We start from the raw sequence: 12,779 nt of genomic DNA on the forward strand, positions 1-12,779 counted from the left end.
AGTTATGTTTTAAAATTCAACCAAACTCTCTGTATAATGAAATAAGCAAGATAATAAGAGAGGAGAATGTACTTATGCACCCATTTGTAAAAACATTACAAGAGCACTTCATAGCAAATCAAAACCCAGAAAAAGCAGAACCGATGGCACGTTATATGAAAAATCACTTCCCGTTTCTTGGTATTCAAACTCCCGAGAGAAGACAATTATTGAAAGACGTCATTCAAATACATACTCTCCCAGACCAAAAAGACTTCCAAGTTATCGTACGTGAGCTTTGGGATTTACCAGAACGAGAATTTCAGGCAGCCGCACTCGATATGATGCAAAAATATAAAAAGCATATAAACGAAACGCATATCCCCTTCTTAGAAGAACTCATTGTAACAAAATCTTGGTGGGACACTGTCGATAGCATCGTCCCTACATTTTTAGGTAATATCTTTTTACAACATCCCGAATTGATTTCTGCCTATATTCCAAAATGGATTGCATCAGATAACATATGGTTACAACGCGCCGCTATTTTATTCCAGCTAAAATATAAACAAAAGATGGATGAAGAACTTCTTTTTTGGGTTATTGGACAACTACATTCTTCGAAAGAATTTTTCATTCAAAAAGCGATTGGATGGGTACTTCGCGAATATGCAAAAACAAAGCCCGATGTCGTTTGGGAATACGTGCAAAATAACGAACTTGCCCCGCTCAGCAGGCGTGAAGCAATTAAGCACATTAAAGAAAATTACGGAATAAATAACGAAAAAATAGGCGAGACTCTATCATAGATAGACGCGTTCCTCTATTGAGATTTAAAAAAGAACGTGTTAGAATATGTTCATTATTATTAATATAAGTAGCGATGACGGACTTATAAGTACTTGCACAAAAAGCGATTCAGGGATAGTGAAAGCCTGAAGCCGCAAGGAAACGGCAGTCTCGAGCAATACGTGATAAAGTGGATGCACCTTTTGTGTATCAACTAGGGTGGAACCGCGGGCAAACGCTCGTCCCTAGGCAATAAGGCCTTGGGATGAGCGTTTTTTTATGTTTTTTAAAGCATATACTGCTCGTTTCACAAGTTACCTGAGCACGTCATCGCCAATACGTTAACTTTCAAAAGGAGGATTTTATTATGTATTCAATGGAACAAGTAGTAAACTTAGCGAAACATCGCGGTTTCGTTTTCCCTGGTTCTGAAATTTACGGTGGTCTTGCAAACACTTGGGATTACGGTCCACTTGGAATCGAATTAAAAAATAACGTTAAAAAAGCTTGGTGGAAAAAATTCATTCAAGAATCTCCATACAACGTTGGTTTAGACGCAGCTATTTTAATGAACCCAAAAACTTGGATCGCTTCTGGTCACGTTGGTAACTTCAACGATCCAATGATCGACTGTAAAAAATGTAAAGCGCGTCATCGTGCTGACAAATTAATTGAAGATGCATTAGATGCAAAAGGCATCGAAATGGTTGTTGATGGTCTTACTTTCGACCAAATGGCTAACTTAATGAAAGAACATGAAGTAAAATGTCCTGATTGCGGTAGTGAAGAATTCACTGAAATCCGTCAGTTCAACTTAATGTTCAAAACATTCCAAGGTGTTACAGAGTCTAGCACAAACGAAATCTTCCTTCGTCCAGAAACAGCACAAGGTATTTTCGTAAACTTCAAAAACGTACAACGCTCTATGCGTAAAAAACTTCCATTTGGTATTGGCCAAATCGGTAAGAGCTTCCGTAACGAAATCACGCCTGGTAACTTCACATTCCGTACACGTGAATTCGAACAAATGGAACTTGAATTCTTCTGTAAGCCTGGTGAAGATTTAGAGTGGTTCGCATTCTGGCGTGAAACTTGTAAGAACTGGTTACTTTCACTTGGTATGACTGAAGAAAGCATGCGTCTTCGTGACCACGGTGAAGAGGAATTATCTCACTACAGTAACGCGACAACTGACATTGAATTCAAATTCCCATTCGGTTGGGGCGAACTATGGGGCGTTGCATCTCGTACAGACTTCGATTTAAAACGTCACATGGAACACTCTAACGAAGACTTTAACTATATCGATCCACAAACGAATGAGCGTTACGTACCATACTGCATCGAGCCATCTTTAGGTGCTGACCGCGTAACATTAGCATTCTTATGTGATGCATATGAAGAAGAGCAATTAGAGAACGACTCTCGTACAGTTCTTCGTTTCCACCCTGCTTTAGCACCATATAAAGCAGCAATCTTACCATTATCTAAAAAGCTATCTGAAGGTGCTACTGAAGTATTCGCAGAACTAGCTAAAGACTTCATGGTAGACTTTGACGAGACTGGTTCTATCGGTAAACGTTACCGTCGTCAAGACGAAATCGGTACTCCATTCTGTATCACATACGACTTCGACTCTGTTGAAGACAAAGCTGTTACAGTACGTGACCGTGACACAATGGAACAAGTTCGTATGCCAATTAGCGAACTAAAAGGTTTCTTAGAGAAGAAAATCCAGTTCTAATTATAAGAAAAAGAGGCTGCTCTAATGAGCGCCTCTTTTTTTACTTTTCACGTTTTTCTTTAATTGCTACTGTACATCTTGAAATACATAATAAATCGTCATTCTCATCAATGATACGTACATCCCAAACCATCGTTGAGTTTCCTCTATGTATCGGTGTTCCGATCGCTGTTACAATTCCATCTTTCTTTGAGCGAATATGATTTGCATTAATTTCTAGACCGAAACAGATGCATTTTTCTTGATCAATTAAATTGTATGAACCGACACTTGCTACTGTTTCCGCCAACGCAACAGAAGCACCACCATGTAAAAATCCAAATGGCTGATGCGTACGCTCATCTACGGGCATCGTAGCAACCACCTTATCTTCTGTCATCTCTAACAACTCAATTCCAAGTGAATCCATTAAAGTTTTTGCCATATCGTTTCCCCCTTCTCTTACTTTAATAAAATGTATAATTTTACCTATTTATTTTCAAACTACTTATAACACTTATATAAGGAGGTTTCACCTAAATGAAACAGAAATTTTGTATATTACTGCTTATGTGCTCCTTGCTGACTATTGTACCAAATTGTGCACTAGTAGCCAAAGCATCCAACCTGACAATCGATGTTCAGACTGTCACACAAAAAGGTAAGAAACCTTATATAGAATATCAAATTAACAGACCTTCTTTTCATAACTTTTCCGATTCTAAATTTCAAAATAAGCTCAATTTCTATTACAAAAAATCTACTGACAAATTTAAAACCAAATTAGAAAAAGACGCAAAAAAATATTATAAAGAAACAGAAGGATCAAGTACACCATTTCATCCGTACGTGGCGAATGTTGATTATAAAGTCTCTTTAAATAAACCACCTTTTCTTAGCCTATATTTGAATTACTATCAATATACAGGCGGAGCACATGGTCTTTATACGTGGAAGGCAAACACATTCGATTTAAACGAAAAAAAGTTACTACACTTAGACGATTTATTTCAACAAAAAGATGCATACAAAGAAGTAATTCGTGCTGAGATTGTAAGACAAATTAAACAAAATGAAAGTATTTATTTTCCTGATGCATCTGAAAAAGTCATGAGCACGAAAAAGTTCCACTTCTTTTTAGAACCGGACAATCTCGTCATTTATTTCCCTTTATATGAAATTGCCCCTTATTCAAGTGGAATTCCGCAATTTCGTATTCCTTATACGTTGTTAAGAGACTATTTGAAGCCTTCTTATCAAAATGTTTTAATTGACAACAAGTAAATCTTTTCGCTACGATAATGTTAACCTAAAAACAACAGGAGGTTAACATTATGAGAAGATTTCATGTTTTAGATTTAGCATTAGCTGCCATGTTCGTTGCTCTTATGGCCATTGGTGCAAATATTGTATCTTGGGCACCATTCTTACAAATAGCGGGCGTCCCACTATCTATGCAACCATTTTTCGCAATTTTAGCAGGGCTTCTTCTTGGAAGTAGACTTGGTGCATTATCAATGACCGTTTACATGCTTGTTGGAGTAGCAGGTGCGCCAATCTTCGCTAACTTCAAAGCTGGATTTGGAGCACTTTTAGATCCTACTGGTGGCTTTATTATTGCATTTATTATCGTTGCTTACGTATCAGGAAAACTAGTAGAACAAAAAGAACGACCGACATTCAGTACATTTGCAATTGCTTCGTTCACAGGAATCATTTTAACGTATATTATCGGTACTACTTACATGTACGGAGCAGTCAATCTCTTCATGGGTGGTAATATGAGCTATAAAGCGGCTTGGATGATTATGATGTGGTTCGCAGTAAAAGATATTGCATTTACCATTATCGGTGCTATTATCGCACCTCGTATATACTATGCTGTACGTCGTTCCGCTTATCAGCATTCTCATTCGACGATTTCATAAGAAAAAGGAGTTGTTCCTACTGGAACAACTCCTTTTTTATATTAAGACTCTTGATTCGCTTGTTCTTCTAAAATTTTCTTCATCATCGTAACCATGTCATCACGTAATTCTGGGTGTTGCAGTGCCATTTCGATTGTTGTTTGAACAAATCCTAACTTTTCACCTACGTCGTAGCGCTTTCCTTCGAAGTCGTAAGCGAATACACGTTGAATTTCGTTTAAGCTTTGAATCGCATCTGTTAACTGAATTTCGCCACCAGCACCAATATGTTGCTGGTCTAAGAACATGAAGATTTCAGGTGTTAAAACGTAACGTCCCATAATTGCTAAGTTTGAAGGTGCTGTACCTGCTGCTGGTTTCTCAACGAAATTGCGAACTTGGTAACGACGTCCTTCCTGCTCTAACGGATCGATAATTCCGTAACGGTGTGTTTCATCTTCTGGAACCGTTTGTACACCAATAACAGAAGAAAGCGTTTTATCATATTCTTCAATTAATTGACGTAAACATGGTTTTTCAGCTTGAACGATATCATCACCTAATAAAACAGCGAATGGCTCATCACCAATGAATTTACGCGCACACCAAACAGCATGACCTAATCCTTTTGGTTCTTTTTGACGAATATAGTGAATATCCACCATTTTTGAAGAAGCCTGTACTTTTTCAAGTAACTCATACTTTTTCTTTTCTAATAAGTTTTGCTCTAACTCAAATGCATTATCAAAATGATCTTCAATAGAACGCTTCGTTTTACCAGTAACGATAATAATATCTTCGATTCCTGATTTTACTGCTTCTTCTACAATGTATTGGATAGTTGGTTTATCAACAATCGGTAACATTTCTTTCGGCATCGCTTTCGTTGCTGGTAAAAAACGTGTTCCTAATCCAGCTGCTGGGATTATCGCTTTTCTTACTTTTTTCATCACAAAATACCCTCTCTCCTGTCGGAATTCATAGCAATCATTTCCTACATAAAACAAAAGGGAGGTTTCGCTCCCTTTTGTTCCTTACTACTTAAAATTACTTTATATTATAAACGATTCATAATATCTTCTTTAATAGTAAGTAACTTTTGTTCACTATTTTGTAAAGAATTATCTTGAACACCGAAGTAGAACTTAATCTTCGGTTCAGTTCCAGATGGACGTAGGCAGAACCAAGAACCATCTTCTAATTGATATTTTAACACATTTGATTTCGGCAAGTGAATCTCTTCTTTATGTCCATCTTGTAAAGATGTAATCATGCTCGCTTTATAGTCTTCAACTGCTACAACTGTTAAGCCCGCTACTTCTTTCGGAGGATTTTCACGGAATGTTGCCATCATTTCTTGAATTTGTTCCGCTCCATCTTTTCCTTTTAGCGTTAACGATACAAGATCTTCACGGAAGAAACCGTACTTCTCAAACACTTCTAATAGACCATCGTATAACGTTTTACCTTGTGATTTGTAGTATGCAGCTACTTCACATGCAAATAGAACAGATTGTACTGCATCTTTATCACGGCAGAATGGACGGATTAAATAACCATAGCTTTCCTCATAACCGAATTGGAATTCGTATTGTCCGCTTTCTTCATACTGTTTAATTTTCTCACCGATAAATTTAAATCCAGTTAACGTATCAACTGTATCTAAACCGTATGCTTTCGCGATTGTACGACCAATTTCAGACGTTACGATTGTTTTTAATACAACACCGTTCTCTGGTAGTGTTCCGTTTTCTTTCTTTTGAGATAATAAGTAATCAAGCATTAATGCACCTGTTTGGTTACCAGTTAATACTTGGAACTCACCATCGTGATTACGAACTGCTACACCAAGGCGGTCTGCGTCAGGATCCGTTGCGATTAACACATCTGCGCCTACCTTCTCACCGTCACGAATTGCATATTCAAATGCTGCATGCTCTTCTGGGTTCGGTGATTTTACTGTAGAGAAGTTCGGATCTGGTAACTCTTGCTCTTTTACAACTGTTACATCTGTAAATCCAACTTCTTCTAAACCACGGCGTACAGAAATATTTGATGTTCCGTGTAGTGGTGTGAAGACGATTTTTAAGTCTTTCCCAACCTTTTGTACCATTTCTTTATTAATAATGACATTGTTCAATTCTGCAGCATATGCATCATCGACTTCTTGTCCAATAATATGTAATAAACCGTCAGCTTTTAATTGCTCCACATCAGCAACCTCAACTGTTAATTCATCTTCTACTGCGTTTACGTAGCTAATTAATTCATCAGCTTCTTTTGGAGGCAACTGCCCACCATCTTCACCGTATACTTTATAACCGTTATATTCAGGCGGATTATGACTTGCCGTAAGAACGATTCCACTCACTGTATGTAAATGACGAACTGCGAAAGAAAGCACTGGCGTTGGACGTAAGCTTTCAAACACATATGTTGTAATGCCGTGTGCACCTAGTGTAGCAGCAACTTCCATTGCGAACTCAGGTGATTTATGGCGAGAATCATACGCTACAACAACACCACGCTTCTTCGCTTCTTCACCTAACTTTTCAATAAACTTCGCTAATCCTTGTGTCGCTTTACGAACTGTGTATACGTTCAGACGGTTCGTACCAGCACCAAGTTCACCACGCATACCACCTGTGCCGAATTCTAGATTTTTATAAAAGCTGTCCTCGATTTTTTTCTCATCTTGCTTCATGTTTTCTAACTGTTCTTTTAGTTCTGCATCTAACTCTGCATATGAAAGCCAGCGACTAAATTCTTGTTTCCAGTTCATACCTCTATCCCCTCTCGCTTGTCATACCTTTATTATATGAAAAAAACAACCTGTATCTCAATATTTTTTACAATCTAACAGGATTTTACTAGGAATATTTGTATACACTATGATTAAATACTCCACTAAAGGGAATGAGGATTATGCAAGAATGGGGCTTGTCAGAAGAGCTCAAAATACAAACAAAGCAAATGATTGAAATTGCTGAAAAAGAATTATCAATTATGAGGCAAGCAATTGATAAAGAAGATGAATGTATTTTGTGCAAGATGGAAGATATTCATCATATGTTAGCAAATGTACAAACACTGGCAGCTACATACTATATTCAAGCGTATTTATCACCTTATACAGAAAGCTCACAGTTCATTACAACAGCTGTTCAACATTTAAGTGCCAGAAAACATGGTGCTCTTATTGTTGTGGAACGAAACGAGCCACTTGAATCTTGTATTCAAACTGGAACAACATTACATGCTCATTTAACCGCACCACTGCTCGAATCAATTTTTTATCCAGGGAACCCTCTTCATGACGGAGCCGTTCTCGTTAAAAATAACCATATCGTTTCTGCTGCTAATATTCTTCCATTAACGAAAAGTACAGAAGTTGATCCTGAACTCGGAACACGTCACAGAGCTGCAATTGGCTTATCAGAAAAAAGCGATGCACTTATTTTAGTTGTCTCTGAAGAAACGGGCCGCACTTCCTTTGCTTTAAACGGGACTTTATATACAATTTCTCTATAAAGTAAAGTTACATCGACCGTAACACCATATATCAATAAAAAAGGCTGTTCCAAAATGTAGGAACAGCCTTCTCTTATTATCCTATTCTTCTCCGAAACGTTCAACAAGCGTTGCAAGTGTACGTACCATTGCACCTGTCGCTCCAGCTGGTCCTAAATCATGCGCTCCTGATGATTCAGATGTTCCAGCGATGTCTAAGTGTACCCAAGGTGTATCTTCAGCGAATTCACCTAGGAATGTACCTGCCATAACCGCATGTCCTTCGCGGCCTGGTGAGTTATTTAAATCAGCAAACTTACTGTTTCTCACGCGCTCTTTATCACGATCAAAAATCGGTAATTGCCAAATTGATTCATCTGTTTCCATAGATGCCTCTAGTACTTGCTCGAATAACTCTTCATTGTTTGTCATTGCACCTGTCGTATGATTTCCAAGTGCAACAATTACTCCACCTGTCAATGTCGCAACATCAATAAGGTAGTTTGCACCTAATTTTTTAGCATACGTAATACCGTCAGCTAATGCTAAGCGACCTTCTGCATCTGTATTTAATACTTCAATTGTTTTTCCGCTCATAGATGTGATTACATCGTCTGGCTTAAATGCTGTACCACTTACAACGTTATCTGTTGATGGAATAACAGCGATCACATTTTGCTCTGGGCGAAGTTCACCGATAATTTCCATCGCACCTAATACAGCAGCCGCACCGCCCATATCACCTTTCATACCGACCATGCCTTCACGTGGTTTTAAAGAATAACCGCCTGTATCGTATGTGATTCCTTTTCCAACGAATCCAATAACATCTGTCCACTCTTCTTTTCCTTTATAAATAAGAGCGATCATTTTTGGTGGCTCTACACTACCTTGGTTTACTGCAAGTAGCGCACCCATACCAAGCTCTTCCATCTCTTCTTTCTCAAGAACTTTATAATCCATATCATACTTCTCAGCTAACTCAACGGCATACTCAGCAAGCTTTGTCGCTGTTAATACGTTTGGCGGCATATTTACAAGTGTACGAGCTGAATTTGTTGCACGTCCATGTACGTAGCCAACTGTTAATGCGGCTTCAATTTCTTGTGTATCTTCCGCTGTAATAGCCGTGAACTTCTCTAGCTCCACACGATCCTTTTTATCTGATTTATACGTTTGTAACTCATATGTACCAAGGCCTTGTACTTCTGCTGCGATATGAGCGACATCAATCGCGTCTAATTTCTCTGTTACGAAAGAATCAAGCAAGACTGCTGCATCTTGTACTTTTGCTGCTTGCAATGTTTTAAATGCCTTACCAAGAGCTGCACGTAATGTTTCAGTCGTATAAGATTCTTTCTTACCTAAACCAACGAAATAATAGCGTTTCACATTTGTTTTTCCTAAACTATGTACTTTTGAAATAGCTTTCTTCTTCGTAGAAAGTTCTTTCTCTTCTAATAAAACTTGTAATTGTCCTTCAAACGCTTTGTCCAGTTCTTGTACAAAACTACTCGTTTTCTCTTCTTCAAATAAGGCAACAATCACCGCTTCATGGCTTCCTAATTCTTTTTGTACGTGAAACATGTTCAGACCCCCTAAATTTCTCTACTCTATCTTTATTATAACTTTATTTTCGATAAAATGCGACAATTCTAACTTCTGTTACATCCGATATAAAATTAAAAAAGTCTAGGGTAATTACCACTAGACTATCTTTGTTTTAAATATTGACCACGAAACACTTGCATCGTTTCGTCTTGATTTAACATCGTTAACTCTTCTTCTGAAAACTTACCATTTCCTAGCTTAACTATATACACATTTACTTTTTTCTTACCCCATTGGCTATAAACATCTTTCACCGTATCATAATACAAATCAAGACGGTTTCCTTTTATTGCACCGCCCTTATCAGCTACTACACCATACCCATAACCTGGTATGAATAAAATTGTTCCAATCGGGAATACGCGTAAGTCCGCTGCGATTGTGGAATATAAATCCCGTTTCGCCTTAACACCTGAATATGTAATACCATACTCCGGATGTCCCGGCCTCTTACCAGTTGACTCAATTCCCGATGTATAACCTGTTGCAGTCATTTCAATTGAACGATATTTAGACCAGTCATTTGCCTGCTCTAAAGCATTTATCACTTCTTTACTCGGAGCAACATTTCTCTTAACTTCTGCTGCATGTACTTCTTTTGCACTCGTTCCCTCATATTTCTTTACAATCTCTAATAAAGAAACTCCTGTGAAAGCATTCCATGTTACGCATAATGCGGATACAAGTAAACAAGTCATCATAATGCGAATACAATATCGTTTTAACATTTTTATATTCCACACTCCTTCATCGTTAATCATTCCCTATACGATGAAAGAATATGCAAAAAAATAATCTCCAATTGCATTGGAGATTAAAACATTTGATATCCGCTTTTCCGAAGTTTCTTAATGACGATTCCTGCTAAAACAGCACCAACCAATCCAGTAGATAAAATAAACAAATCTGCTTGTCCTAAATGCGATACACTTGTCCCAAATGAAGAGAATGTTTCTTTTGGCTTTGAAAAATAATCCCACACACTCGCCTTATTAATAATAAGCATACAAACAATCGGATATACAATAACCATTACCCATGTCGCTCGCAATATCATGTTGAGTAAAAATCCAATTCCAAAAAACAAAATGAAAAATAACATCATTGAAATAAGTAATACCGGTATACTCACTCTTTCTCCCTCTCCTTCGTACGTGCCGTAAATACGTGATAGGCTGTATAACCAAATTGCTCTCCTGGATTTAATGTTTTGTCCATTTCAAGATGTAATTCTGATTGTCTTTCTAACAAATATGTAATAAGCACAGACGTATTTGGATCGTCCGCAATCGTATCCGGATGTAGAAACGCTACTTCAGACAATTCCTTCTCCTGTACAATAATCTCTTCCCCTTCAGGCTCCAAAAGGAAAATAATCATATTATCACTAATCTCATTGCGAATCACGCCCGATCTAACACCAATGATCCCCTTCACATGAGCGACAATACCTGTCTCTTCTAACACTTCACGCTTCACAGCTTCATCAACGGTCTCACCTTCATTTACAAAACCAGCCGGCAAAGACCATTTCCCCTTTAATCCACTGTATTTCTTCTTAACAAATAGCCACCTGCCATCTTTTGTAGCTACTAGCCCACTGACAGCTAACCATACTTTTCCTCGCTTCTCCATGATGCAGTACCCTCCTCTATTAGAACGGACAGAATATTCTTTCTTTTCATACATTATACTATATTTTTAAAATGAAAAAAGCAGAAACAGCTCTTAGCCGTTTCTGCTTTTTCTACTATATATTAAAAGAACTTTAATTTACCTTTTTTAAGAACTAATAAAGGTCCACCTAATAAGAATAGGTAACGGTTATCGATAACTTTCTTCATGAAGGAAGCTTTCCAACCTGTTAACTTTTTGCCCATAACAACGCCCATTGCATCGTCATGACCTAAAGAACATACAGATCCTTTATTGTCGAATACGAATTTCTTCATTTCGCCTTTACCACGAACTAACACAGTTAAGTTGTGCGCAATGTTGTAACCTTGTTGAATTGCGATCTGTGCTGTTGGTGGGTATGGACGGTTAATTTCTTCGTTAATGATTAACGCTGCGTCACCAACCATGAATACATCTTCGTATCCTGGAGCGTGCATGTACTCATCAACTTTTACACGTCCGCGCATTGCTTCAAAACCAGACTCTTCCACAATACCGTTACCACGAACACCTGCAGCCCAAACTACTGTTTCAGACTTAATTAATTCAGTGTCATCGCCATTCGCAACGATAATACCTTCTTCAGTTGCTTCTTTAATTGCTGTACCGATGCGGAATTCTACACCTTTTTTCTCAAGTTGTTTCACAGCGTATTCTACTAACGCTGGATCGAAACCTGGAAGTGCTGTTGGAGCAGCTTCTACACAAATAATACGTGCTTTTTCACGTGGTACATTGTACTGTTTACAAAGTTCAGGAACGCGGTTTGCAAGCTCACCTACGTACTCGATACCAGTAAATCCAGCACCACCAACAACGATTGTTACTAACTCATCGCGCTTTTCATCTGCATATTTAGCGAAGCTAGCTTCCATATGCTCACGAATTTGACGAGTTGCATTAATGTTAGCGATTGAGAATGCGTGCTCTTTTAATCCTGTAATTCCGAATGTTTCTGATTCGAAACCAAGACCGATTACTAAGTAGTCATATTCTAACTCGCCGTCTTTTAAGATAATGCGTTTTTCAGCAGCTTTAATTTCTACTACTGTATCTTGTACAAAGTTCACTTTATTTGTATCAATAACGTCTTGAATATCTAGACAGATTTTTTCATCTTGTAATGTACCAGCTGCGCTCTCGTGTAACCAAGTCGCTTGGTAGTGATAGCTGTTGTTGTTTACTAACGTAATTTCAGCTTCATTTACAGATAATGCTTTTTGCAGACGAACAGTCGTAATCATCCCGCCATAACCTGCACCTAAAACTACGATTTTTGGAGTCTTCACCAAATCACAACCCTTTTCTTTATATAATAGTAATGAAAAATAATACCAAGTACTAAAAACTCTATTTGTCAAGAATGTGGAATTTATCACATTCTATATCATAACAAAACGCAGTCAAAAAATCGTACGAATTTTGTCATAGAAATTTAACATAATACTTCCCTATATTAGTCGGTTTTATTCCAGAATTCAAGCGTCTGGAGAATTATCAATATTTTAAAATAACATAGCGTTTTCAAGGGTTTTTCAGCCTTTTTTTCATGTATTTTCCTTTCTGTATATTTTATACAATGT

The 12,779-nt window shown here is 37.7% G+C and carries 13 protein-coding genes; 5 read left to right on the forward strand and 8 right to left on the reverse strand.

The genetic code is table 11. The annotated features are described in order from the left end of the window. Positions 1-74 precede the first annotated feature (74 nt). Positions 75-788 carry a DNA alkylation repair protein gene (locus tag PDK19_RS19385; RefSeq protein ID WP_014893445.1) on the forward strand — a complete coding sequence of 238 codons (714 nt, stop codon included), beginning with the start codon at positions 75-77 and terminating at the stop codon, positions 786-788. 347 nt (positions 789-1,135) lie between these two features. After that, positions 1,136-2,512: a glycine--tRNA ligase gene (locus PDK19_RS19390; protein ID WP_049111694.1), complete on the forward strand. Its 1,377-nt coding sequence runs from the start codon at positions 1,136-1,138 to the stop codon at positions 2,510-2,512. Between the two features lie 40 nt (positions 2,513-2,552). Here the strand turns inward: PDK19_RS19390 and PDK19_RS19395 are convergent, their stop codons facing one another. Next, a complete protein-coding gene (locus PDK19_RS19395; protein ID WP_001140611.1) occupies positions 2,553-2,936 on the reverse strand; it encodes a hotdog fold thioesterase in 384 nt (127 codons plus the stop codon). Between the two features lie 95 nt (positions 2,937-3,031). Between PDK19_RS19395 and PDK19_RS19400 the strand changes: the two genes are divergently transcribed. Continuing rightward, positions 3,032-3,775 (forward strand): DUF3298 and DUF4163 domain-containing protein, encoded by a 744-nt coding sequence (locus PDK19_RS19400; protein ID WP_270707850.1) that lies wholly within the window; start codon positions 3,032-3,034, stop codon positions 3,773-3,775. A 50-nt stretch (positions 3,776-3,825) separates the two neighbouring features. Next, on the forward strand, positions 3,826-4,419 hold the full coding sequence (locus PDK19_RS19405; protein WP_016718792.1) for a biotin transporter BioY: 594 nt from the start codon (positions 3,826-3,828) through the stop codon (positions 4,417-4,419). A 41-nt stretch (positions 4,420-4,460) separates the two neighbouring features. Here the strand turns inward: PDK19_RS19405 and galU are convergent, their stop codons facing one another. Together galU and PDK19_RS19415 are read right to left on the reverse strand one after the other, a co-directional pair. Further along, on the reverse strand, positions 4,461-5,348 hold the full coding sequence (galU, locus tag PDK19_RS19410) for a UTP--glucose-1-phosphate uridylyltransferase GalU (RefSeq protein WP_049111699.1): 888 nt from the start codon (positions 5,346-5,348) through the stop codon (positions 4,461-4,463). A gap of 107 nt (positions 5,349-5,455) precedes the next feature. Next, on the reverse strand, positions 5,456-7,180 hold the full coding sequence (locus tag PDK19_RS19415) for a phospho-sugar mutase (protein WP_001104185.1): 1,725 nt from the start codon (positions 7,178-7,180) through the stop codon (positions 5,456-5,458). A 143-nt stretch (positions 7,181-7,323) separates the two neighbouring features. Between PDK19_RS19415 and cdaS the strand changes: the two genes are divergently transcribed. Continuing rightward, positions 7,324-7,929 carry a sporulation-specific diadenylate cyclase CdaS gene (gene cdaS / locus PDK19_RS19420; RefSeq protein ID WP_001158738.1) on the forward strand — a complete coding sequence of 202 codons (606 nt, stop codon included), beginning with the start codon at positions 7,324-7,326 and terminating at the stop codon, positions 7,927-7,929. A gap of 81 nt (positions 7,930-8,010) precedes the next feature. On the opposite strand, the gene pepA is transcribed toward cdaS, so the two are convergent. The 5 genes from pepA to PDK19_RS19445 all read right to left on the reverse strand — a co-directional run bounded on the left by pepA (position 8,011) and on the right by PDK19_RS19445 (position 12,485). Beyond that, on the reverse strand, positions 8,011-9,495 hold the full coding sequence (gene pepA / locus PDK19_RS19425) for a cytosol aminopeptidase (RefSeq protein ID WP_074567890.1): 1,485 nt from the start codon (positions 9,493-9,495) through the stop codon (positions 8,011-8,013). A 125-nt stretch (positions 9,496-9,620) separates the two neighbouring features. Next, positions 9,621-10,247 (reverse strand): 3D domain-containing protein, encoded by a 627-nt coding sequence (locus PDK19_RS19430; protein ID WP_000920108.1) that lies wholly within the window; start codon positions 10,245-10,247, stop codon positions 9,621-9,623. 86 nt (positions 10,248-10,333) lie between these two features. Further along, entirely contained in the window at positions 10,334-10,651 is a 318-nt protein-coding gene (locus PDK19_RS19435; RefSeq protein ID WP_016718797.1) for a YuiB family protein, read from the reverse strand. Then, positions 10,648-11,154 (reverse strand): NUDIX hydrolase, encoded by a 507-nt coding sequence (locus PDK19_RS19440; RefSeq protein WP_000415312.1) that lies wholly within the window; start codon positions 11,152-11,154, stop codon positions 10,648-10,650. The genes PDK19_RS19435 and PDK19_RS19440 overlap by 4 nt, the downstream gene beginning before the upstream one ends. A gap of 122 nt (positions 11,155-11,276) precedes the next feature. Beyond that, positions 11,277-12,485 (reverse strand): NAD(P)/FAD-dependent oxidoreductase, encoded by a 1,209-nt coding sequence (locus tag PDK19_RS19445; RefSeq protein ID WP_000856615.1) that lies wholly within the window; start codon positions 12,483-12,485, stop codon positions 11,277-11,279. Between the last annotated feature and the right edge of the window lie 294 nt (positions 12,486-12,779).

It is taken from the genome of Bacillus cereus group sp. BcHK124 (assembly GCF_027712065.1).
GTDB lineage: Bacteria > Bacillota > Bacilli > Bacillales > Bacillaceae_G > Bacillus_A > Bacillus_A pacificus.

What these genes read in the sequence shown, in the direction of transcription:
- PDK19_RS19385 (WP_014893445.1), top strand. Translation starts at nt 75, where the DNA reads ATGCACCCATTTGTAAAAACATTACAAGAGCACTTCATAGCAAATCAA.
- PDK19_RS19390 (WP_049111694.1), top strand. Translation starts at nt 1,136, where the DNA reads ATGTATTCAATGGAACAAGTAGTAAACTTAGCGAAACATCGCGGTTTC.
- PDK19_RS19395 (WP_001140611.1), bottom strand. Translation starts at nt 2,936, where the DNA reads ATGGCAAAAACTTTAATGGATTCACTTGGAATTGAGTTGTTAGAGATG.
- PDK19_RS19400 (WP_270707850.1), top strand. Translation starts at nt 3,032, where the DNA reads ATGAAACAGAAATTTTGTATATTACTGCTTATGTGCTCCTTGCTGACT.
- PDK19_RS19405 (WP_016718792.1), top strand. Translation starts at nt 3,826, where the DNA reads ATGAGAAGATTTCATGTTTTAGATTTAGCATTAGCTGCCATGTTCGTT.
- galU (WP_049111699.1), bottom strand. Translation starts at nt 5,348, where the DNA reads ATGAAAAAAGTAAGAAAAGCGATAATCCCAGCAGCTGGATTAGGAACA.
- PDK19_RS19415 (WP_001104185.1), bottom strand. Translation starts at nt 7,180, where the DNA reads ATGAACTGGAAACAAGAATTTAGTCGCTGGCTTTCATATGCAGAGTTA.
- cdaS (WP_001158738.1), top strand. Translation starts at nt 7,324, where the DNA reads ATGCAAGAATGGGGCTTGTCAGAAGAGCTCAAAATACAAACAAAGCAA.
- pepA (WP_074567890.1), bottom strand. Translation starts at nt 9,495, where the DNA reads ATGTTTCACGTACAAAAAGAATTAGGAAGCCATGAAGCGGTGATTGTT.
- PDK19_RS19430 (WP_000920108.1), bottom strand. Translation starts at nt 10,247, where the DNA reads ATGTTAAAACGATATTGTATTCGCATTATGATGACTTGTTTACTTGTA.
- PDK19_RS19440 (WP_000415312.1), bottom strand. Translation starts at nt 11,154, where the DNA reads ATGGAGAAGCGAGGAAAAGTATGGTTAGCTGTCAGTGGGCTAGTAGCT.